The organism is Bradyrhizobium zhanjiangense (assembly GCF_004114935.1).
GTDB classification, from domain to species: Bacteria; Pseudomonadota; Alphaproteobacteria; order Rhizobiales; family Xanthobacteraceae; genus Bradyrhizobium; species Bradyrhizobium zhanjiangense.
In genome coordinates this window covers 5,495,174-5,516,220 of sequence record NZ_CP022221.1, presented here as the reverse complement: position 1 = coordinate 5,516,220, position 21,047 = coordinate 5,495,174, and the positions used below count along the sequence as shown (strand labels likewise).

The 21,047-nt window shown below is 63.7% G+C and carries 17 protein-coding genes; 6 read left to right on the top strand and 11 right to left on the bottom strand.

Annotation, left to right across the window (positions count from 1 at the left end; translation table 11 throughout):
* Positions 1-371 precede the first annotated feature (371 nt).
* Entirely contained in the window at positions 372-878 is a 507-nt protein-coding gene (locus XH85_RS26375; protein ID WP_128934136.1) for a hypothetical protein, read from the top strand.
* A gap of 270 nt (positions 879-1,148) precedes the next feature.
* Here XH85_RS26375 and XH85_RS26370 read toward each other — a convergent pair whose 3' ends face one another.
* Positions 1,149-1,946 carry a transglycosylase SLT domain-containing protein gene (locus XH85_RS26370; protein ID WP_128934135.1) on the bottom strand — a complete coding sequence of 266 codons (798 nt, stop codon included), beginning with the start codon at positions 1,944-1,946 and terminating at the stop codon, positions 1,149-1,151.
* A gap of 207 nt (positions 1,947-2,153) precedes the next feature.
* On the opposite strand from XH85_RS26370, the gene XH85_RS26365 reads away from it, so the two are divergent.
* Positions 2,154-3,194: an acyl-CoA desaturase gene (locus XH85_RS26365; protein ID WP_128934134.1), complete on the top strand. Its 1,041-nt coding sequence runs from the start codon at positions 2,154-2,156 to the stop codon at positions 3,192-3,194.
* Positions 3,195-3,196: 2 nt separating this feature from the next.
* Positions 3,197-3,871: a hypothetical protein gene (locus XH85_RS26360; RefSeq protein WP_128934133.1), complete on the top strand. Its 675-nt coding sequence runs from the start codon at positions 3,197-3,199 to the stop codon at positions 3,869-3,871.
* Between the two features lie 134 nt (positions 3,872-4,005).
* Here XH85_RS26360 and XH85_RS26355 read toward each other — a convergent pair whose 3' ends face one another.
* From XH85_RS26355 to XH85_RS26340, 4 genes are all read right to left on the bottom strand, one after another.
* Entirely contained in the window at positions 4,006-5,019 is a 1,014-nt protein-coding gene (locus XH85_RS26355) for a hypothetical protein (RefSeq protein WP_128934132.1), read from the bottom strand.
* Between the two features lie 246 nt (positions 5,020-5,265).
* Positions 5,266-6,042: a phasin family protein gene (locus tag XH85_RS26350; protein WP_245473560.1), complete on the bottom strand. Its 777-nt coding sequence runs from the start codon at positions 6,040-6,042 to the stop codon at positions 5,266-5,268.
* Between the two features lie 133 nt (positions 6,043-6,175).
* Positions 6,176-6,745, bottom strand: a complete 570-nt coding sequence (locus XH85_RS26345; RefSeq protein WP_128934131.1) for a hypothetical protein — start codon at positions 6,743-6,745, stop codon at positions 6,176-6,178.
* A gap of 115 nt (positions 6,746-6,860) precedes the next feature.
* On the bottom strand, positions 6,861-10,631 hold the full coding sequence (locus XH85_RS26340; protein ID WP_128934130.1) for a vitamin B12-dependent ribonucleotide reductase: 3,771 nt from the start codon (positions 10,629-10,631) through the stop codon (positions 6,861-6,863).
* Positions 10,632-11,427: 796 nt separating this feature from the next.
* On the opposite strand from XH85_RS26340, the gene XH85_RS26330 reads away from it, so the two are divergent.
* Positions 11,428-12,324: a DMT family transporter gene (locus tag XH85_RS26330; protein ID WP_128934129.1), complete on the top strand. Its 897-nt coding sequence runs from the start codon at positions 11,428-11,430 to the stop codon at positions 12,322-12,324.
* Here XH85_RS26330 and XH85_RS26325 read toward each other — a convergent pair.
* The 3 genes from XH85_RS26325 to XH85_RS26315 form a co-directional block, all read right to left on the bottom strand.
* Positions 12,321-14,576: a CHASE3 domain-containing protein gene (locus XH85_RS26325; RefSeq protein ID WP_128934128.1), complete on the bottom strand. Its 2,256-nt coding sequence runs from the start codon at positions 14,574-14,576 to the stop codon at positions 12,321-12,323. The two genes, XH85_RS26330 and XH85_RS26325, sit on opposite strands and share 4 nt — an antisense overlap.
* A complete protein-coding gene (locus tag XH85_RS26320) occupies positions 14,573-14,995 on the bottom strand; it encodes a response regulator (protein ID WP_091888060.1) in 423 nt (140 codons plus the stop codon). The genes XH85_RS26325 and XH85_RS26320 overlap by 4 nt, the downstream gene beginning before the upstream one ends.
* Positions 14,996-15,237: 242 nt before the next feature.
* Positions 15,238-15,906 (bottom strand): BA14K family protein, encoded by a 669-nt coding sequence (locus XH85_RS26315; protein ID WP_128934127.1) that lies wholly within the window; start codon positions 15,904-15,906, stop codon positions 15,238-15,240.
* A gap of 245 nt (positions 15,907-16,151) precedes the next feature.
* On the opposite strand from XH85_RS26315, the gene XH85_RS26310 reads away from it, so the two are divergent.
* The gene (locus XH85_RS26310) at positions 16,152-16,562 is read left to right on the top strand and encodes an NADH:ubiquinone oxidoreductase subunit NDUFA12 (protein ID WP_128934126.1); all 411 of its coding nucleotides are present in this window, start codon (positions 16,152-16,154) and stop codon (positions 16,560-16,562) included.
* 348 nt (positions 16,563-16,910) lie between these two features.
* Here XH85_RS26310 and XH85_RS26305 read toward each other — a convergent pair whose 3' ends face one another.
* Positions 16,911-17,630: a DUF899 family protein gene (locus XH85_RS26305; protein ID WP_091888168.1), complete on the bottom strand. Its 720-nt coding sequence runs from the start codon at positions 17,628-17,630 to the stop codon at positions 16,911-16,913.
* A gap of 82 nt (positions 17,631-17,712) precedes the next feature.
* Complete coding sequence (locus XH85_RS26300; protein WP_128934125.1) at positions 17,713-18,399, bottom strand: DJ-1/PfpI family protein; 687 nt, start codon at positions 18,397-18,399, stop codon at positions 17,713-17,715.
* Between the two features lie 92 nt (positions 18,400-18,491).
* On the opposite strand from XH85_RS26300, the gene XH85_RS26295 reads away from it, so the two are divergent.
* Complete coding sequence (locus tag XH85_RS26295) at positions 18,492-19,430, top strand: GlxA family transcriptional regulator (RefSeq protein WP_128934124.1); 939 nt, start codon at positions 18,492-18,494, stop codon at positions 19,428-19,430.
* Between the two features lie 605 nt (positions 19,431-20,035).
* On the opposite strand, the gene XH85_RS26290 is transcribed toward XH85_RS26295, so the two are convergent.
* Positions 20,036-21,043, bottom strand: coding sequence for a Na+-dependent transporter (locus tag XH85_RS26290; RefSeq protein WP_164940405.1), 1,008 nt, complete (start codon positions 21,041-21,043; stop codon positions 20,036-20,038).
* Positions 21,044-21,047 lie beyond the last annotated feature (4 nt).

Below are 21,047 nucleotides of genomic sequence, written 5' to 3'. Positions count from 1 at the left end.
TTCTGCGGCATGTGGAGTTCGGCCAGCGACGGACGCAGAATTGACTGGCGCCTGTAGCCCGGATGACTGGCGCAGCTTGAGGCAAGACCCCGGATTTCGCTTCGCTCCATCCGGGCTACGCTCGCTACGCGCCTGCACCGATCGTAAGCGCTCATTTTCGCTCGACAGCTCAAGCCCTTGCGCACCTCCCATTCTGGCCATCCGGAGAGGTTGAACGCATCCAAGTCCAACATCGCTGCGTGCGACGTCAGCGGCTAGGAAAAAATGGCAAACCTGAGACTGTCAAGGACACATCGGGGTAGAATGGCATTTATCCCCGTAATACACCCAATACTGTTAAGGGGTACGGGCGCGTATTGAGAGGATCAATCATGGCAAGTGTTGAACAATTGCGCAGACGGGACGGCGTTAACCTGGTCCAACTCGAGGCGGACATATCGTCGGTACGCTCGGGAAGCTCTATTACTTCCATTGCTCTGCCTGATTACGTCGAGCACACCGCGGGCGTGACGCGCGTCGGCGCGCTGAGCGCAGAGGCGGTCATTCGCGACTATGAGTCCGCTGCGAAAGAAATCGAGGCCATGGGCACCGAGTTGATCGACGCTGCGCAAAAATGCGAGGCGCTGACAGCCCAGGTCCATGATGCGATCGCCTTCATGCGAGAAACGGCGGCGGGGTATCGTGAAGAGGGTCGGAAGATCTTCAAGCGCATCGAAGAATGCGCGCTGTTCACCGAAGACGTCCGCAAGACATGCGAACAGGTCAAGCGCAGAATGGTCGAAGTCTCGGTCGGTCCATCTTCCGATGAGGAGCTTGAGCCGCAAGAGCCCGAGCTGGGCGGGATCGCCGCCCAGGTGACGATGAGCGAGATACGGTGAGGCGGGCATAGAGCGTAGTTCGTAGGATGGGTTGAGCTCTTTCGAAACCCGTCGTCGCGCGCCAGCGTCGTTGGTATCGCTTCCGCTCGTCGAGCTACGGCGGACAAGTCGCTCCGCCCATCCTACGGTCTTGCGAAACGCATCATCTAATCGCCGTCGCTCACGGCAAGCGCCCGTAGCCCGGATGGAGCGGAGCGCAATCCGGGACCAGTGCAGCTTGGAGCAAGACCCCCCGGATTTCGCTTCGCTCCATCCGGGCTACGCGCGCCGCTAATCGCCGTCATCCGCCGCAAGGCGCTGAAACTGCCGTTTGATCGCGTTGACCCTGGCAACGTAGGCCGCAACCAGATGATCGCCGCAGCGCTCGCCGGCGAGCATTTGAAACTTGCGGCGTGCGTAGGCTGTGGCGGGGCCTGCGCCGCAGAGATGGATGAAGGCGGCCAGATCCTGCCTCTGCTGCGGGCTTGCCTTCACATCGCCGGTGCGGGCGAGAACGTCGGCCACCTGGCGGTCCAGATAGACCGATGCCAGCTCGACGGCATGGCTCGGGATCGTGCGGATATAGAGACTGGTGAACCCGCAACCGGTCTCCGTGACCGCGTTGCCACGAACACAGGACCGCGCGGCCTCGGCGTAAGCGGGGTCGGTCATCTGGAAAAGACCGACGGCGCTGGAAGAAGGCCGGTAGATCGAAAGCGGATTGAAGCTCCATCGCCAGCGCCAATAGGTGCGTGCCACCGGGTTGCCTGAACTCTCGACCTGTGCCAGCGCGGCCAGCAATTCCGGCGTGATCGCAGCAGTGGAATGCCTGCGGAACAGCGGCCCGTATCTCGCCCAAGTCTCCGCTGGCTCCTTGTCGAGGGAATGGCCAACAAGGAAGAACAGCTCGGTCGGCTTGCGGACCATTTGAGCGACGATGTTCAGAAGCGCGATGGCTGCAAGCAGCATCGCCACGCCGCCTGCGATCCGAACCATCCGCGGTGCGCGCGCGAAATTCTTCCGCGCCCACCGGGCGGCCCGCCGGACGCGACGAAGGCGAGGGAGGAGGCTGCTGCTTGTCCTTGGCATGTGCGCTGTGGGCGTAAATTGCGGAGCCTGTGGACTTAGTTAACGCTGTCCGCCCGCCCTAAAATCTCGCTTCATTTCACGCGACCGCGCCTTTTCAGGTCCCGGCTCCGTGCTGCTACGGCCGTTCCAATCCTTGCGAGAAATAACCCCCGGTTGTACGTTGCGCTGCAGAACAGTTAATTTTGCGTAAATGGATCGGCTGAAAAAATGACCGTAATCGAGGGCGTGGTGCCGGAGGCAGGTGCGGACCCGAAAATGCCACCGGGAGTGGTTGTCGAAGGCCCGTTGGTCGACGCCAAGTTTCTCGATTCCTACATCGCGTTCGGCTTCATGATCGGTGGTTCGATCGCGGCGCTGGTCTGGGCATTTTGGCAAGGCATCGGCTGGGTCGAGGTTTCGGTGTTCGTCGGCATGTTCTTGCTGACCACGGTCGGGATCGGCTTCATGCATCGCTACTTCGTGCACCGGAGCTTTCGCTGCGGTCCGGTGATGCGGACGATCCTCGCCGCGATCGCCACGCTGGCGGTGCAGGGCTCGATCCTGAAGTGGGTGAGCAACCACCGCCGGCACCATCTTCACTCCGACAAGCCCGGCGACGTCCACAGCCCTTACTATGACGGCTTCGGCAACCGCTATGCGAGCTTCCTCAAGGGGATGTCGCATGCGCAAGGCGGCTGGGTGTGGGACCAGGCCACCACCGATGGCGCATACTACGCCAGGGATATTCTGGCCGACCCGATCGCCATGTTCTTCACGAGGACTCGCTGGTACTGGTACGCGCTGTCGGCGGTGATCATTCCCGGCGCCATCGGCTACGCGTTCGGCGGCGTGCACAGCATGATCGGCTGCGTGTTGTTCTCGGGCCTGTTCCGCAGCTACATCATGACCATGGCCACCTCGCTGGTGAACTCGGTCTGCCACAGCGACGGCCGCTACGGCTACCGCCGTTTCGAAACCAATGATGGCACGACCAACGAATTCGTGACCACGATCCTCACCTTTGGTGAAGGGCTGCACAACAACCATCATCGGTTTCCGCGTGACGCCTACCTCTCGCACGCCTGGTACGAGATCGACATCAACGGCCTGATCATCCTGGGGCTGGGGAAGCTTGGGCTGGTGCACGACATTTTCGGGGTCGGCGCGCGTCGGCGATCTGCAGTGCCAGATGCGCAGCAGGGTGGGGCCGTCGCGAGTCAGAACGCATTCGACGGCGTCGCAGAAGACCTTCGCTCGGCTGGAAGGTAGACTTGCGCGCTATTCCCGGAAACCGAAGCGGAGCTCGTTTGCGACTTGCCGTAAACGTTGTCGCTCTGGTGCTGTTCGGGGTCCCGACGGTGGTCCTTGCGCAGTCGATGGACTGCAGCAAGATCAAGTCTACGACAGTCCCGGTTGAGCTCGTCGTCAGGTTCGACAGATTTGAGCAGGCCTATCAGGTCTACAGGGAAGCCGGGAAAACGGCGGTGCTCTGGACACGGCAGACCACACCGCATGGCATCAACATCAGCAAGGCGGAAACCATCAACGGATTCGGAATCGCATCCTCCCTGACATCCACGGTGGACAAGGTACCGGATCAGGAAGCGCAGCACAGGTACTCCGGCATCGTGATCGAGGACAACGATCACCGGCACAGCGTATCATACAAGGTCTCCTGGACCTTCAAGTATCGGAACGGCACGGCGCGGCAGGTCGAGCAGGGCGTCGACTACACGTTCGTTTCGGCCGGGGAAACGACGATCGGATCGTGTGCGCTTGCCGTGTACCGCGGCGAGGTCAAGTTCACGGATGTCACGAGTGGCCAGACCGATCGCATGTTTCACATTTACTTTCCCGAACTCAGAATTGGTGTCACCAGTTTGACTCCCGAGCCTGTGTTCGTCAGCCTGAGTACGTCGTTCGAGCCGCTTCGAATGCTTCGGTAGCTCGTAAGATGGGGTGTGCTCTAGCGAAACCCATCAACGTCGATCATCGAATGATGGGTTTCGCAAGGCATCTACCCGCTTACGGGCTTCAAATCCAATCGCGCCTTCGGGAAACAAGCCCGCGCCTTGCGGGTTCACCAATCCGGATAGCCGTAAGGGTCGGCCATATAGGGCGGAGGCATCCAGGGGCCTCGCGGCGGTCTGGGCCGTCGGGGTTCGGCCGCTGGTACGTGCGGCCGGGCATGCGCATCGTTGTTCATCACGCTCCGCGCGACGGGCTTGGTGGCTGCAGACGCGGATGAAGCGGTGAGTTGCGTTTGCAGCGCCTGGACCTGTGCGGCAAGGCGCGCATTGTCCGCCGCATCCTTCTCCTGCGCCGCCTTGAGCTGTTGAATGGTGTCGGCCTGCTCACGCAGGGTCTGGTCGTTGCGGCTTTTCAGTTGCTCGAGCTTGCCGTTGATGCTCGCAAGCTCGCTCGTGATGGCCTTGAGCGATTGCGCGAGATCAGACGATGACGGGTCGGGCGCTGGCGTTGCGGCGGCAGGCTTTGCGGCGCTTTCCGTGTCCTTGGCGACCGGCGGCGCGGGCACCGGGCTCGGCTCATCAGCAGCAGCCAGTTGCACGGTCGGCGGCTGCGCCGGACTTTCCACCGCGGACGCTTGCGGGGGCGGGCTAGCGGCCGCCGGAGCCCATCGTGCCATGATCGACTGGCTGATCGATTTGGCCTCATCGCGATATTGCGAAGCGAAGGCGGCACCGAGCAGGCCGATCGCCAGCACGAGGCCGACCAAAGCGCGCACCATGGTCCGGTCTCCCTTCAAGCCTGGATCGCGAACCGCGGCATTCGGAACTTTGGCATCCGGCGTCGGCGCCTTGTTTCCGGAAGTTGCGGCTGCCGTCGCACTGGCGCTTGCGTGCGAGGTCCGCTGGCCTTCGCTGTCGCGTTCCATTCCGGAAACCAGCCGGTCCAGTCGCGCCAGTTCTTCCTCTGCGCTCTTGATCCGGTCGTAGGCCCGCGTCAGCCCGCCATCGGCGCGCGCCTCATCCGGCTTGGCAGTGTCAGGCTTGGGCGCATCCGGCTTGGCGGTATCAGGCTTGTCGCTATCAGGGTTGGGGTCGTTCGTTTCAGGCACCGATGCGCTCTCCATCCGGTCGGGCGTCAATGGGAGGCAGTCCGATCACTGGAAGGATAGGTCTCGCCGCTGTCCAACACAACGCATGTGCAAAGGAAAAATTATGGCGGGCGCGGGAGTGGGGCGGGCGTGAGCGCGTAGGGGCTAGTACCGCGACTGCGCAAAGCGCAGTTCGCAGTATGAATCGAGCGGAGCGAAGCCGATCAACGTACCCATCGTACGGGCATCCTGTCCCCGCACCGTCGAAATACGCAGCTGTCGTTAGTGACGCGTCGCGCGGATTTCGAGCGTCGTCTGGGTGAGCCTGGCCACGAACCCCTCAAAATGCATGACCCTTTGTATGGTCATTTGTTCATGCAACCCGGCGATCTTCTGGGACTCGGCGACGAACGATTCACACGCCTGTTTCGCGTACTCCATCTGAAGCTCGAAGGCCTCGACGGGTGAGCGCGCTGTCGCGAGCTTTCCCAGGAAGGCCCAGGCGTGCTCAACGGAGGTCCTGATGTAGCCGCTATAGGCATCGGCAATCGCCTGCGGGCTGGCCTGGGAGGGTTCCACCGGTGCGACGGGCGCGCTGGCAACGATCTCCATCCCGGACGGCAAGGCGGCAGCCGGGGGTACCTCCGCACTGCTCTGTCGGCTCGCCTCTACCTCTTGCTTGGTCTCTTGCCTGTTCTGTTGCCTGTTCTCTTGGCTGATCCCCGCCGAGGCATCCGGCAATTGATGCGCTGCAGTTGCTTGTTGCTCGTCGGCCCCGGACCGTTGCCTGGCCTTCTTCTTCCCGCCACGCCGGCCGGATTTTCCCGTTGGCTTGTTTTCTACCGCACTCAACATTGCAAATGGCTCCTGAATATCGCTGAAGCCGCGAGCCTCCGCCGCGTTTGCGCTCAAATCGCGATAGTGGGCTGTCGCTTGCGTGGCGGCTATGTGGTGAGATTTTGCCGTTGCGCCTTCGATGCATCCGGCAAAAAGTCGCCGATCCAGACACCTGCGGGATTGCGGCCTTTGATGCCGCCTTAGAAGAGCGGCGAAACCCATCGATTGCCACCATCGAATGCTGGGTTTCGCAAGTGTTCAATCCATCCTACGAGCTAAGTTTTCGAGCCTTAGCGCAGCCTCATCCGAAATAATCTTGTAGGAATTTTCAACCTATCCTGCGGGCCCGACACTCTTAGTTCACGATACCGATATTTATGAAAGTCAAGCGGCTTGCGGAAATCTTAGCTCCGATGATTGCTACTAGATCGTGTTCGTTCTCGGCGGGCCTCAGGAGGCGATCTGTTTCTACAGATAACTTGGTGACCAGGGAATCGTCCTGCAGCAAGCAGTGGATCGGGTCGCTCGAAACTGCATTTTCGAAGTGCTTTTGTTGCGCTGGCGGCGGCATCGACAACGCATCGAGAAGGGTCTTGATCCGATTATCAATATCCCCGCCTTCGCCGATCAATTGACCCGGCGCTTGCCTGCGCAAAAAAACAATGTCGAGTTCGCACATCAAATCTAGGCGCTTCGAAACCAGAGGTGCAAAGACGGTCGTGCCGCGCGTTTCTAGGATACCGATTTGACTTGCTGGAATGTCATATTGTTCCTTTAGCATCTTTTCTGCGTCACTTCTCAGAGGTGAGTGCTGCCACAGCTCGCGAATTTGAGGAGCGAGAGCGGTCCGGATCGAATGGATGTCGACAAGGCTAGCCCGTTGCCTTGGTGCGATCGGACCTTCGTATAAAAGTCGAAACTTCATCGTTTGCTCACCCGCGACAGGCACCTTTGCAACTGAACGTTCCCTAGGAACCAATCGCAAAAGACCCGCTGAGTCGATCAGCGGGTCTCGTCAGGTTGTGACTATAACGTGGTGCTCACGAACACCCCGTGGTGCTTCCGCACGTATCGCACTTCATGCAGGTCCCATTCCGCACCAGCGTGAAGTTGCCGCACTCTGAGCACATCTCGCCCTCGTAGCCCTTGGCTTTCGCTTCGGCGCGGCGCTCGGCCTTAGAGGGGGCGGCGGTTGCGGCGGTGCCGGCCTTGCTCCACTGCAGCTGCTCGAGCTTCTCCGTCGGGGAGAGGTCGTGGCTGGCTTCCTGCTTCAGGGCGACGGCGCCTTCGAGGGCGTCGCCGACACGGGCTGACGTGCCGTGCGAGGCCAGGGCGGTGACCTTGCTGCCGCCGGCGGGAGCGCTGTCGTTGCCTTGCGAGACCGCGGTCGAGCCGCCGCGCATCACGAACAGGTTGTCGGTGCGCGAGCGGGTGAGGCCGCGCGAGACCAGTTTTGTCGCGTGGTGGCCGCCGTCCTCGTCCGGCTCCTTGCCTTCCTCGACGCCCTTGCCGAGCGCGTCAAAACCCGTCTCGTTGGGATCGACGTGGGCGAGGTCGAAGCGGGAGAGGTAGCTCACCGCCAGCTCGCGGAAGACGTAGTCGAGGATCGAGGTCGCGTACTTGATGCTGTCGTTGCCCTGCACGGGGCCCGCCGGCTCGAAGCGGGTGAAGGTGAAGGCGTCGACATATTCGTCCAGCGGCACGCCGTATTGCAGGCCGAGCGACACCGCGATGGCGAAGTTGTTGATGAAGGAGCGGAGCGCCGCGCCTTCCTTGTGCATGTCGATGAAGATCTCACCGAGACGGCCGTCGTCATACTCGCCGGTGCGAAGATAGACTTTGTGGCCGCCGACCACCGCCTTCTGGGTGTAGCCCTTGCGGCGATCCGGCATCTTCTCGCGCTCGCGCATCACGATGATGCGCTCGACCAGCTTCTCGACGATCTTCTCCGAGACCTGGGTCGCGCGTGCGGCCATCGGCTTCTCGTAGAGCTGCTCGACCGCCTCGTCCTCGTCCTCATCGTCGCTGATGAGCTGCGAGTTGAGCGGCTGGCTGAGCTTGGAGCCGTCGCGGTAGAGCGCGTTGGCCTTCAGCGCGAGCTTCCATGACAGCATGTAGGCGGACTTGCAGTCCTCCACCGTGGCGTCGTTCGGCATGTTGATGGTCTTGGAGATCGCGCCCGAGATGAAGGGCTGCGCTGCCGCCATCATGCGGATGTGGCTCTCGACCGACAGGTAGCGCTTGCCGACCTTGCCGCAGGGGTTGGCGCAGTCGAACACCGGATAGTGCTCGGCCTTGAGGTGCGGGGCGCCTTCCACCGTCATCGCGCCGCAGATGTGGACGTTGGCCGCCTCGATCTCGCGCTTGGTGAAGCCGACGGCCTGGAGCAGGTCGAAGCCCGGCGCGGCAATGGCTTCAGCGCCAATGCCGAGCTGGTCGCGGATGAAGTCTTCGCCAAAGGTCCACTTGTTGAAGGCGAACTTGATGTCGAAGGCGGTCGGCAGCGCTTTTTCGACCTTGGCGATGGCTTCATCGGTGAAGCCCTTCGCCTTGAGGGTCGAGGCGTTGATGCCCGGCGCATTGGAGAGCGAGCCGTGGCCGACGGCATAGGCCTCGATCTCCGCGATCTCGCTCTCGCGATAGCCGAGCGCGCGCAGCGCTGCGGGGACCGCGCGGTTGATGATCTTGAAGTAGCCGCCGCCGGCGAGCTTCTTGAACTTCACCAGGGCGAAGTCGGGCTCGATGCCGGTGGTGTCGCAATCCATGACTAGGCCGATCGTGCCGGTGGGCGCGATGACAGTGGTCTGAGCATTGCGATAGCCGTGCTGCTCGCCGAGCGCGAGCGCCGCATCCCAGGCCGCCTTGGCATGCGCGACCAGGTCTTGTTGCGGGCAGGAGGCGTGATCGAGCGGCACCGGGTTGACCGAGAGCGCCTCGTAGCCGGAGGCCTCGCCATGCGCGGCGCGGCGGTGGTTGCGGATCACGCGCAGCATGTGCGCGGCGTTCTTCTTGTAGCCCGGGAAGGTGCCGAGCTCGGCCGCGATCTCGGCCGAGGTCTTGTAGGTGATGCCGGTCATCACGGCGGTCAGCGCGCCGCAGAGCGCACGGCCTTCCTTTGAGTCATAGGGTAGGCCCATGGTCATCAAGAGGCCGCCGATATTGGCGTAGCCGAGGCCGAGCGTGCGGAACTCGTAGGAGAGCTCGGCGATCGCCTTCGACGGAAACTGCGCCATCATCACCGAGATTTCGAGCACGAGGGTCCAGAGCCGGCAGAGATGCTCATAGCCCGCGACGTCGAACAGCTTGGTCGTGGTGTTATAGAACGTCAGCAGATTGGCGGAAGCGAGGTTGCACGCCGTGTCGTCCAGGAACATGTATTCCGAACACGGATTGGACGCGCGGATGTCGCCGGACGCCTTGCAGGTGTGCCAGTCGTTCATCGTGGTATTGAAGTGCAGGCCCGGGTCGGCCGAGGCCCAGGCGGCGTAGCCGATCTTCTCCCAGAGGTCGCGCGCCTTCAGCGTCTTCGTCACCTTCTTGGAGGTGCGGGCGTTGAGATTCCAGTCACCGTCCGTTTCCACGGCGCGCAGGAAATCGTCCTTCAGCGAGACCGAGTTGTTGGAGTTCTGGCCCGAAACCGTGAGATAGGCTTCGCTATCCCAGTCGGTGTCGTAGGTCTCGAACTGGATGTCCTTGTAGCCCTGCTTGGCGAACTGGATGACGCGCTTGATGTAATTGTCGGGCACGAGGCTGCGCCGGGCGAGCTTGATCTCGCGGCGGAGCGCCGGGTTCTTCTCGGGATCGAAGCAATCGTCGCCCGAGCCTTCGCAGTTGACGCAGGCCTTCAGCACCGCCTTGAGGTGCTTCTGGTTGATCTTGGATCCGGTGACGAGGGCGGCGACCTTCTGCTCCTCCTTCACCTTCCAGTCGATATAGGTCTCGATGTCGGGGTGATCGACGTCGACGACGACCATCTTGGCCGCGCGGCGCGTGGTGCCGCCGCTCTTGATGGCGCCGGCCGCGCGGTCGCCGATCTTGAGGAAGCTCATCAGGCCGCTCGAGCGACCGCCGCCGGAGAGCTTTTCGCCTTCGCCGCGCAGACGTGAGAAGTTGGAGCCGGTGCCGGAGCCGTATTTGAACAGGCGGGCTTCGCGGACCCAGAGGTCCATGATGCCGCCCTCGTTGACGAGATCGTCACCGACGCCCTGGATGAAGCAGGCATGCGGCTGCGGATGCTCATAGGCCGACTTGGACTTGGTCAGCTTGCCGGTGAAGGGGTCGACGTAATAATGGCCCTGGCCGGGGCCGTCGATGCCATAGGCCCAGTGCAGGCCGGTGTTGAACCATTGCGGCGAGTTCGGCGCGACCATCTGCATGGCGAGCATGTAGCGGAGCTCGTCGTAGAAGGCCTGGGCGTCTTCATCCGTGGAGAAATAGCCGCCCTTCCAGCCCCAATAGGTCCAGCAGCCGGCGAGGCGGTCGAACACCTGCTTGGCGCTGAGCTCGCTGACATAGCGCTCTTTCTCGGGCAGGGCGGAAAGCGCCTCGGTGTCGGGCACGGAACGCCACAGGAACGAGGGGACGGATTCCTCCTCGACCTTCTTCAGGCGCGCGGCGACGCCGGCCTTGCGGAAGTATTTCTGGGCCAGCACGTCGGAGGCGACCTGCGACCATTCGGTCGGCACCTCGACATTGTCGAGCTTGAACACGACCGAGCCGTCGGGATTGCGAATCTCCGACGTGGTCAGCCGGAAATCGATTCCCGCATAAGGTGACTGTCCTACCGTGGTGTGGCGCCGCTCAATCCGCATGGTCTTGCCCCGTCCTTATCTTTGACCGAACCGCCTCCGTTCAGGCGTCCCGGTCACATTTCGCTTCGCGAGTCCTGTTGGCCGTTCGGCCTCTGGGCATCGCAGTTCAGCCGGTGGACCCGGCCCTTGTTCTCCCGGCGCGATTGTTCGGTGCACGCACCTCACATCCGCCGGCATGCCCAGACCCATCCGCCCCCAAGGGGATGCGCCCGACATGCGTTCAACGCCCACACCGCCTCTACTTCTCTCACTTCACGCAGGTGCTACTTCGCACCACCGTGAAGTCTGCCTTCCGAGCCTGTTGCCGGCCCGTTCTGGCGCCCGAAAAGTCCGCTATCCGAGGGCAGACAAGCCCTCATCCCGCTGCCTTTGGCTGGCCGGCGGAGCTGAGATTTGCGAGACCCTTTGGGGGAGTGCCGGCGGGACGCAAACTCACTCGCGCCGAACGGTCCGAAAGCTAGGACTCTCCGTTGCGCCCGTCAAGAACTAGTGCGAGTTCCTGAATCAAATACTAAATATGGTGGATTGTCGGGGATAACAGGGGTCTCGGCCGCGCCTGTTGTGGAGCCAAGTATCAGTGAGTCCTCAGGGATTCCCAACCGAAAAAATTTGCATGCTGTGCTGTTCGCAACCCTTCATCCCGCTGTTCACAGGGCAGCTATATTTTTGGGCGATGGGATTGCGTCAGCGGGACTCACGTAGCCCTACGGAAGGTGAGGGCAGGCATGCCGGCCCAGGTGGTGGTTTGCGCGGCGAATCCGCGCCAAGCTGAGCCCGATTTTGCCGGAATGCCCCCATGCATGATTCGACGAGGCCGGTGCAGCGACCGCGCATCGCCCCGGCCGGCCTGATGTTCCTCGCGATCACCTCGATCGGCTGGGGCTTCAACTGGCCGGTGACGAAATTCCTGCTCGCCGAGCTGCCGCCGCTGACGCTACGCGGGGTGACCGGCGTGCTCGGCGCGGTGCTGCTGGCGCTGCTGGCGGTGATGCGCCGGCAGAGCTTGCAGGTTGAGGGCGCGATCTGGCCGCGCCTGCTGACCGCCGCCGTGCTCAACGTCACCGGCTGGATGGTGCTGATGGGCCTGGCGCTGCTCTGGCTGCCGGCGAGCGAGGCGGCGCTGATCGCCTACACCATGCCGGTCTGGGCCTCGATCATCGCCTGGCCGCTGCTGGGTGAGCGGCCCACGGTCTTGCGCACGCTGGGGCTGGTGATGGCCTTTGCCGGCCTTGCCTCGATCATGGGCGGTAACGGCATTGCTGCCAGCGCAGAAAAGCTGCCGGGCATCATCATGGCGCTGTGCGGCGCGCTCGGCTTTGCCGTCGGCACGGTTTTCTCGAAGAAGTACCCGATCCACCTGCCGCCGATCACGGCCGCGGCCTGGCAGATCGGGATCGGCTGCCTGCCGATCTCGATCATCGGCCTCTTGGTCGAGACCACGCATCTTTCGCAGGTGACGCCGGTCGGCTGGTGGCTGCTGGTCTATTCGGTCGTCGGGCAGTTCTGTATCGCCTATGTCAGCTGGTTCGCCGCGCTGGCGCGCCTGCCGGCCTCGGTCGCCGCGATCGGCACCATGGCGGTGCCTGTCATCGGCGTCGTCACCTCGGCGATCGCGCTCGGCGAGCCGCTCGGGGCAGGGCAGATCGCGGCGCTGATCTTCACGCTTGGAGCCGTTGTCCTGGCGACGCGCTAGCTCGCCGCCACCCCGCCGTTCAGCGCCTTTCTGATCATCTCGGCGAGCTGGTTGCGGCGGTAGGGTTTGGTCAGCAGCATCACGCCGTCGTCGAGCTTGCCGTGGTGGACGATGGCGTTGTCGGTGTAGCCGGAGGTATAGAGCACCTTCAGGCCCGGCCGGCGCTTGGCCACCTCCTCGGCGAGCTCGCGGCCGCTCATGCCGCCGGGAATGACGATGTCGGTGAAGAGCAGATCGAACGGCTGGCCGGCCTCGATCAATTGCAGCGCGGCCCGGCTGTCGGGCGCGGCCACCGTCTTGTAGCCGAGGCTCTGGAGCTGCGCGGTGACGAAGTTGCGCACCAGCGTGTCGTCCTCGACCACGAAAATGGTCTCGGCGCCGCCTTCGGCCTGCGGCGCGACGGGAGCGGCCATGTCCGCCGTGCCTTCGCCCGGCGGCAGATAGAGCTTGATCGTGGTGCCGTGGCCTTCCTCGCTGTAGATCTTGATGTGGCCGCCGGACTGCTTGACGAAGCCATAGACCATGGACAGGCCGAGGCCCGAGCCCTTGCCGACCTCCTTGGTGGTGAAGAACGGCTCGAACGCCTTCTGCTGGACTTCGGCCGGCATGCCCGTGCCGGTATCGCTGACGGCGAGCATCACGTAAGGACCAGGCCGCACGTCCGGATTGTTCTGCGCATAGGCCTCGTCGAGCACGACCCGGTGGGCCTCGAACAGTAGCTTGCCGCCGTTCGGCATGGCGTCGCGGGCGTTGATCGCCATGTTGAGCACGGCATTGGTGAGCCGGGACGGATCGATGTGCGTCGTCATCGGCCCCTGTTCCAGCACGGTCTCGATCTGGATCTGCTCGCCGAGGGTAGGGCGAAGCAGTTTTGCGATGTCCGCGACCGCAGTGCTGATCTCGACGTTGCGCGGCTGGAGCGGCTGCCTGCGCGCGAACGCCAGCAAATGCTGGATCAGCTCGGCGCAGCGCTCGGCGGCATCGTCGATCAGTCGTGCCGTGCGCTGGAGCTCGGGCTGGCCGTTCAGGCTCTCCACCAGCGTCTCGGTGTTGCCGGAGATCACGGTCAGCATGTTGTTGAAGTCGTGCGCGACGCCGCCGGTCAGCTTGCCGATCGCATCCAGCTTCTGCGACTGGTACAGCTGCCGCTCGGTTTCGCGCGAGGTGGTGGCATCATGATAGACCAGCACCGCACCCGAGATATTGCCTTGCCCGTCCAGCATCGGCCGGCCGCTGATCATGAGATGGCGGGGAGGATTGCCGCTGTGCGGCCGGACGATCATCTCCAGCTCTTCGAAGTGCTCGCCGCGCAGCACGCGTGTCGACGGCAGTTCGTCGGCCTTCAGCGGCGTGACACCGTCGCCGTGATAGACGTCGGACAGCGCGCGCAGATTGCGCAAATTCATGCCAGCGCGATGTAACAAGATGCGCTCGGCGGCCGGATTGGACAGCAGGACGGCACCCTCGGTGTCGATGACCAGCACCGCTTCCGCCATGCTGCGAAAGGTGCTCTGGAGCACGTTGACCGACAGGCGCAGCTCGTCATGGGCTGCGACAAGATGCTCGGTGCGCTCGGCCACCGCCGCCTCGAGTGCCTCCTTGGCGGCCGTGGTCTCTGTCAGCGTGCTCTGGAGCTGTACCGTGGCGCGCTGGCTCTCGCGCATCACCAGCGCGACCAGGAGCAGGATCAGCACGGCGCCTGCAACGTCGATGCCGAGCAGCACGGTCCCGGTGCGGCGCGAGTCCTGGGAGCGCGCTGCGAGCAGGCGCTCTTCCTGGGCGCTCAAATGGTCGAGATTGCCCATCACCGTATCCATGAGGCCGCGACCCTCGGCCTTGCTGTTGAGCGCGGCAATGCCGGCCTGATCGTTCTCGGCACGCAGGCGCATCGCTGCGGCGGCGATCTCGACCCGGCGCAGCGCCAGCGGCTCGGTGCCCTCCAATAGCGCCACCTGATCCTGACTATCGCGCACGTCGCGCTTGAGGTCGGCGAGGGCCGGCGCGATCTGGGCACGTACCGCCTGAAACTCGTCGTTGAAGCCCGGGCTGCGATAGAGCTCGTAGCCGCGCGCTGCGCTCTCGGCGCGGCGCATCAGCACGCGCAGATCGGAGATCTTCTTCTGCACCTGGACGGTGTGATTGACCCATGCCGCATCGGACCGCGACTTGACGTCGAGGGCGATCGAGGCTGCCGTAATGATCAGGAGGATGGCAAGTCCAGCACCGAGAATGACGCGCTGCGTTGGGATCAAGGGGCTTCTTTCTTGTCCTTCGGCTGTGCGCTCCCGCCCGCGCCGGTGAGGCATTCCCGGATCGTGGTCAGCAGCGCGTCCGGCGTGAACGGCTTGCGCAGGCAGCGGGTCGCGCCGAGCTCCAGCGCCATGCGGAGAAAGTCGGGGGAAGGCGAGGCGGACGAGGCGAAGGCGTAGCCGGACATCGCGATCAGCGGCGTGGCGGGCGCCCGCTCGTGAAAGATGCGGATGGACTCGAAGCCGCGCATGTGCGGCATGAAGATGTCGACCAGCATCACGTCGAAAGTCTGTGTTTCGAGCGCAGCCAATCCCGCTTCTCCGCCGTCGGTCAACGTGACGTCGAAGCCCTGACGTTGGAGGAGGACCTCGATGGTCGCGCCGACCATCGGATCGTCATCAACCACGAGAATACGCGGCATGACACTTCCCAGTAATCGAAGTCCCCACTGAGGTTTGTGATATCCGCGAATCGTGGGTCGGGTCAATTTTGGATTGGGTCAACGTAGATATGCACGGCGCAGTGCATAAAGGTCCGCCTGCGTCGTCGCATAGGGGGCGTCACACTCGGCGAGTAACGTTTCCGCAAAGCCGTGAGGGTCGATCGACACGCGAAAGGCGCCGCATCGCTGCGACGCCTTTGCTTCAAATGTCATCGATCGGCTTAGGGGCAGGGATGACGCAGGCCGTCATAGCCGAGGTAGGTGCCCGAAGCCGGGTCGTACGATCTGTAGCGCTGCGCGCAATAGGCCGCGGAGTCGCCGCCGCTGTCCGGCACAACCGCCACTGACGGCTCATCATAATAGTAGCTGTCGCCGTAGTAGTAGGGGTCGTCGTAATAGCCATAGCCGCCGCCGTAATAGGCGTACGAGCCGAGGCCGCCGATCGCGGCGCCTGCCGCGAAGCCGGGCCAGAAGCCACCGCGATGATGATGGCGCCAGCCGCCGCTCCAAGTACCGCCGCTCCAGGTGCCGGACGGGGCGGTTGCGACGCTGCGGGTGCCGCTGAAGGTCGGCGAGATCGCGGGTCGGCTCACCGTGCCGGCCGCGAAACTCCCGCCGCTTGGACGTACCGCGGTGCCGGCCGCGAAACTGCCACTGCTTGGACGTGCCGCGGGGCCAGCTGCGAAACTGCCACCGCTTGGACGCGCCGCGGGGCCAGCCGCAAAACTGCCGCCGCCACCGCCACCCATGCGTGCGCCGCCTCCGCCTCCACCGCCGCCGACATGGCCGCCACCGCCCACGGTAGGACGATTCTGAGCAAAGCTCGGGCTCGCCAGCGGAAGAACCAGCGCCATGGCCGCGGCGGCACTCAAAACTTTCAGACTTTTCATGATCGAGCTCCTTTCCCGGAAGCCAACCCTGCGAAATGGCAGTGGTTCCTGGATCACGCCGGTTTGCATGCGTGCAGGAAGCGTCTCACCTGAGCGCTGTACCCGGGATGAACAGATCGCGTCCGATTTGCGGCAGGCCCGTGCCGGGGGCCCCCTCATTTGCGGAGAGCACGGCTGTCCCTGCCGAACTGGACATTTCTGCGCCCGGATGGCATCAGGACCCGACGAAGCAGGGCCCTTGCCGCATGAAACAATTCTTCCTCAAGTTCTTCACCTGGTGGAATGGCCAGACGTTTGGCACGCAACTTTGGACCAAGCGATACGGGGAGCTGGTCGGCCAGGACGAGCAGGGCAATCTCTATTATCGGACCCGCGGCGGGGCCATCGATCCGACGCTCGGCTTCGAGCGGCGCTGGGTGGTCTATAACGGCTATGCCGAGGCGAGTCGCATCCCGCCGTCCTGGCACGGCTGGATTCATCACGTCGTCGATGTGCCGCCGACCGAGGCCAACTACCAGCCGCGCGAGTGGGAAAAGCCGCACCAGCCGAATCTCACCGGCACGGCGAAGGCCTACCGTCCCTCGGGCTCGACGCTCGCCAGCGGCCGGCGGCCGAAGGCGACCGGCGACTATCAGCCCTGGACCCCTGCTAACTGAGGTCTGTCCACTCGCCACTGGATGCACACGCATCCGCCTCGCAACCGCTGTGGACAACGGGAACAGCGGGGATGCCGCATGCGCCGGCGTTGTGCTCACGCCAGCGATGCGGCTCAATGGTCCCATCTTACGGAGATGGGAGACCATCGCGTTCGGTTCGGGCAACAGTTCGCGACTGTCCCGAGATGCAGCGGCCGCCGAGTAAGGACTCGATCGGGAGATAGGCCCCCGGTCTGGAAGTTCCGAAATCGCCCGATGGAATGTGCAGCCGCCGTAAGACAGGAAAGGCCGCTTGGGAAACCGAGCGGCCTTTTTCTTTGAGGCACTTCGTCAGCCGGTTTGTGCGCCTCAGTCGTAGCGCACCTTCGGGAAGAAGTCGCCGCGGCCTTCAGGCGTCATGTCGAGCAGGCCCCAGAGCGGATCGACCAGATCACCGGCGCGATGATGCTGCTTCGGCGCGGGCGGCGCGAAACTCATCTCCGAGCCCCAGAAGTGCCTGATCTTGCCATTCGCCTTCCTGAAGACGTTGAAGATCGTCTCGTCCCAATTCTGCCCGTCGGGAACGTGGTGCTGCGCGCGCATACCCTTAGAGAACTTCGAGGTGTCGCCGAAGTAGTCCGCATCAAAGGTGTTGCCGGCCGTGGACAGCAGCGACAGATGTTCCCAACCTCGTTCGTGGGCCCAGGCTGCGAGACGCGCGATCGGCGATTTCGCAACGATGTGAAGCGCCGCACGCTCGCCGACATGCCGTGCGGCGCCGTCGAGCCCGTCAAGCAAATGGGTGCAGCCGGGGCAGGGCAGCTCGCGCTCCGGCCCATACATGAAGCTGTACAGAACCAGCGTTTCATGAGGGCCGAACAGCTCCGACATCCTGACCTGTTCTGGCATGCTCGTTTTGCCGATGCGTTCGAAGACGTAATCTTGGAGCACCTCGCCGCCGAGCGGTAGCGCTCGACGCCTGGCGGCAACGGCCTCAATCTGAGCTCGGAGGGCAATCTCCTCATCCAGCAGCGCATTTCGCGCGGCACGATACTCAGTGCTTTCATTGGGGTAGTGGAGATGCTCCATGATTACGCTCCGGATGCCGTGAGTTTCGTGCGGGTCTAACTCCTCCCCTAAAAACTCAGTTCCACCACCGAAGGCGGAACGTCTACATCACCCGCGCCGCCGCGCGTTCGACGGCCTCGATACGGCGGACCTGGTTCGGCGCGATGCGCTCGTTGACGCGAGCAAGGACCTCGGCGGGCGCGGTGTCGGGCGAGCCCGCATTGAACGGCGGCGCCGGGTTGTATTCGAGCCCGAGCTGGATCGCCTCCGCCGTGGTGCGGTCGATCAGGATCGACACCAGCGTCAGCGCGAAATCGATTCCTGCCGTGACACCGCCGCCCGTCACGCGATTGCGATCGACGCAGACGCGCGTCTTGATGGGCGTGGCGCCGAACCGGCCGAGCAGCTCCATCGCGCTCCAATGGGTGGCGGCGCGGTAGCCCTTCAACAGGCCGGCGGCGCCGAGCGCCAGCGATCCCGTGCAGACCGAGGTGACGTATTTGGCGCCTTCTGCCTGCCGGCGCAGGAATTCGAGCACCTCCTCGTCATTGAGCAGATCGTCGGTGCCGCGGCCGCCGGGTACGCAGATCACGTCGAGTTGCGGGCAATCGGCGAATGTCGTGGTCGGCGTCACGATGAGTGCGGAATCGCTCGGCACCGGCTCGATCCGTTTCCAGATCAAATGCAGCTTGGCGCCGGGGACGGCGGCGAACACCTGCAGCGGGCCGGTGAAGTCGAGCTGGGTGACACGCGGAAACACCAGCAGTCCGATCTGAAGCGGTAACGACATGGGAGCCTCCGAAAAATGAGCTTGACGCCGGCAGGATGGCATGATGCCCTTCTGTCCAAAATGGCGTAATTCCCTCACTTTCGGACATGACCATGATCGGCATCCTGATCTTCCCGGATTTCCAGCTGCTCGATGCGGCGGGCCCGATCTCGGCATTCGAGGTCGCCGCGCGCTGCACCGGCAAGGCGCCTGGCATTCGCGTGCTGGCGGCGACGGCGGGACTCGTGCGCAGCTCGTCGGGCGTCGAGATGATGGCGCGGGATTTCAAGTCGGCGAACGCGATCACGACGCTGGTCGTGGCCGGCGGCGCGGGCGTTGCGGATGCCGCGCGCTGCGAGATCACGCGCGCCTTCGTGCAGCGCCTGGCAAAGCGTGGCGTGCGGGTCGCGAGTGTCTGCTCGGGCGCCTATGTGCTCGCCGAAGCGGGACTGCTCGACGGCCGCCGCGCCACCACCCATTGGGGGCGGACGCGCGATTTCGTCGCGCGCTATCCCAAGGTGAAGTTCGAGCCGGACCAGATTTTCACCCGCGACGGCAATGTCTGGACCTCGGCGGGAATCTCCGCGGGCATCGATCTCGCGCTCGCGATGGTCACCGAGGACCATGGCGAGGAGATCGCGCAACAGACCGCGCGGCACCTCGTGCTCTATCACCGCCGCAGCGGCGGCCAGTCGCAATTCTCCTCGCTGCTGGAGCTGAAGACGCCGAACGGGCGCTTCGGCGCGCTGTTGTCCTGGGCGCGCGAAAATCTCGACGCGCCGCTGACGGTGGAGGATCTCGCTGATCGCGCCGGCATGAGCGCACGACATTTCGCCCGCGCCTTTGCCGCCGAGACCGGCACGACGCCGTCGAAGGCGATCGAGCGGTTGCGGCTCGAGGTCGCGCGGGAGCGCGTGCAGTCCTCGCGCGAGGCGATCGAGCTCGTTGCAGAAACGACCGGATTCGGCGACCCCGAGCGAATGCGGCGCGCCTTCATCCGCGCCTTCGGCCAACCGCCGCAGGCCCTGCGTCGCGCGGCGCGGGCAGGCTAGGGCGTGCGCTCGTTTGTGCGGGATGGCTAGGTCCGCTTTGCCACAAAAGCGGATGTCAACGAGGCAAAGGCGAATGTCCGCCTTGGGTCCGGAAGCTGACGATCAGATCAGCTCGAATATGAGCGATCGCGATGACTGCGCAACTAGCGAGTCCGCCGCCGTCTTACCAGCCAGTACACGCCGTATCCGATCGCGAGCATAGGCAGGCCGGCACCTGCAATCGGTCCGGCGGCTCCACTGACATGGGCCGGCTTATTCTGGCCGGGCGCACTGGGACAATTCCCATTGCCGTTGCAAGCTGAGGCAGATGGCACGATCGTCATCGCCAGAGTGAACGCAAATGCTGCTGCGGAAAGAACGCCCCAAGGGATCTTCATGGGATACTCTCCTCTCCTAAGGTTGCGCTTAGGTTGCGCCCCGCCAAGCAGCCTGCGAATTAAAGATATAATATTTTATCTACCATTTAAAATTAAAAAGATAACCAAAGTTAACCGGCATTGTGTCTGAATGCCGCATGACTCTTCGGGTTCCATCGGCGACATTCCGAGTTGGAACCGCCCGTTCGATGACGCTCGAAAGCAGACATCCTGGATTATGAGTACTGCTTAGGTCGTGCTGTTTGCCGCCGCCCCGCTCGACGTCTCTGCGCGCGCGGTCAAGCGTCGGGCGATCGGCATCAGCAGGTACGGCGCAAGGTGAATCGGAAATTGCGTCAGCGCAAAATAGAGCCAGGTCGTCGCCGGCAGCGCACCGGCGGTTGCCGCCAGCATCAGGCCCAGATTGCGCTGTGACACCATCAGGCCGATCGCGAAGGCGCGCTCGATGCCGACGCGGCGGAAGATCAGCGTCGTCACGGCGAGCAGGGTGAAATAGACCGCAAAGGCCAGCAGCGCGACGGCGATCGTGAACAGGGGATCGGTGATGAGGTCGCTGGCGACGTCGCCCATCACCGCGGAGGCGAACACCAGGAGGATGACGATGTTGATGCCGTCGATCGGCCGCTTGTGACGCTGAATCGCTGCGGTGCCGAACAGGCGGCGGATGATCGTCGCGGCCAGCAGCGATGCGGCGAGGATGCCGAGCAGCTTCAGGCCGAGCGTCAGCGGCGAGATGCTGAGCATGCCGCCGAGAAAGAGGCTCGCGAACAGCGAGGCGGTGAAAGGCACGAGCGCGGTCGAGGTCACCAGCGTGACCAGCACCAAGGTGGCATCGAGGCCCATCAGCGCGGCAAGGGCCGGCGCGGCCATCATCGGCGAGGCCATGCCCTGGAGCATCAGCGCGAGAGCCAAGCCGGGTGAGCTCGTGGTGAGCCCGGTCGCGTAGGCGGCGAGGGCGACGATCAGCGGCACGCCGATCGTGGTCCAGGCCGTGGCGGCCGCGACCAGCGCCGGCCGGCGCAGATGTCCGTACAGCGCGACGAGTTCGACCCGCATGAAGGAGATGCAGAGCAGAAGGAAGATCGCCTCGGTGACATAGGGACGCAGCAGCGCACCAAGGGGCGGCACCGCGACCGCGATGAACGCGATGGCCGCCACCGCGCGCGTGCCCTGACCACCGAGCCATGTCAGCCCGCGCAGGGGAAGGGCGAAGACGGTTTGAGGAACGGAAGGCATGCGG

Coding starts and splice junctions, on each gene's coding strand:
- XH85_RS26375 (WP_128934136.1), top strand. CDS start 372: ATGGCAAGTGTTGAACAATTGCGCAGACGGGACGGCGTTAACCTGGTC.
- XH85_RS26370 (WP_128934135.1), bottom strand. CDS start 1,946: ATGCCAAGGACAAGCAGCAGCCTCCTCCCTCGCCTTCGTCGCGTCCGG.
- XH85_RS26365 (WP_128934134.1), top strand. CDS start 2,154: ATGACCGTAATCGAGGGCGTGGTGCCGGAGGCAGGTGCGGACCCGAAA.
- XH85_RS26355 (WP_128934132.1), bottom strand. CDS start 5,019: ATGGAGAGCGCATCGGTGCCTGAAACGAACGACCCCAACCCTGATAGC.
- XH85_RS26350 (WP_245473560.1), bottom strand. CDS start 6,042: ATGGGTTTCGCCGCTCTTCTAAGGCGGCATCAAAGGCCGCAATCCCGC.
- XH85_RS26345 (WP_128934131.1), bottom strand. CDS start 6,745: ATGAAGTTTCGACTTTTATACGAAGGTCCGATCGCACCAAGGCAACGG.
- XH85_RS26340 (WP_128934130.1), bottom strand. CDS start 10,631: ATGCGGATTGAGCGGCGCCACACCACGGTAGGACAGTCACCTTATGCG.
- XH85_RS26330 (WP_128934129.1), top strand. CDS start 11,428: ATGCATGATTCGACGAGGCCGGTGCAGCGACCGCGCATCGCCCCGGCC.
- XH85_RS26320 (WP_091888060.1), bottom strand. CDS start 14,995: ATGCCGCGTATTCTCGTGGTTGATGACGATCCGATGGTCGGCGCGACC.
- XH85_RS26315 (WP_128934127.1), bottom strand. CDS start 15,906: ATGAAAAGTCTGAAAGTTTTGAGTGCCGCCGCGGCCATGGCGCTGGTT.
- XH85_RS26310 (WP_128934126.1), top strand. CDS start 16,152: ATGAAACAATTCTTCCTCAAGTTCTTCACCTGGTGGAATGGCCAGACG.
- XH85_RS26305 (WP_091888168.1), bottom strand. CDS start 17,630: ATGGAGCATCTCCACTACCCCAATGAAAGCACTGAGTATCGTGCCGCG.
- XH85_RS26300 (WP_128934125.1), bottom strand. CDS start 18,399: ATGTCGTTACCGCTTCAGATCGGACTGCTGGTGTTTCCGCGTGTCACC.
- XH85_RS26295 (WP_128934124.1), top strand. CDS start 18,492: ATGATCGGCATCCTGATCTTCCCGGATTTCCAGCTGCTCGATGCGGCG.
- XH85_RS26290 (WP_164940405.1), bottom strand. CDS start 21,043: ATGCCTTCCGTTCCTCAAACCGTCTTCGCCCTTCCCCTGCGCGGGCTG.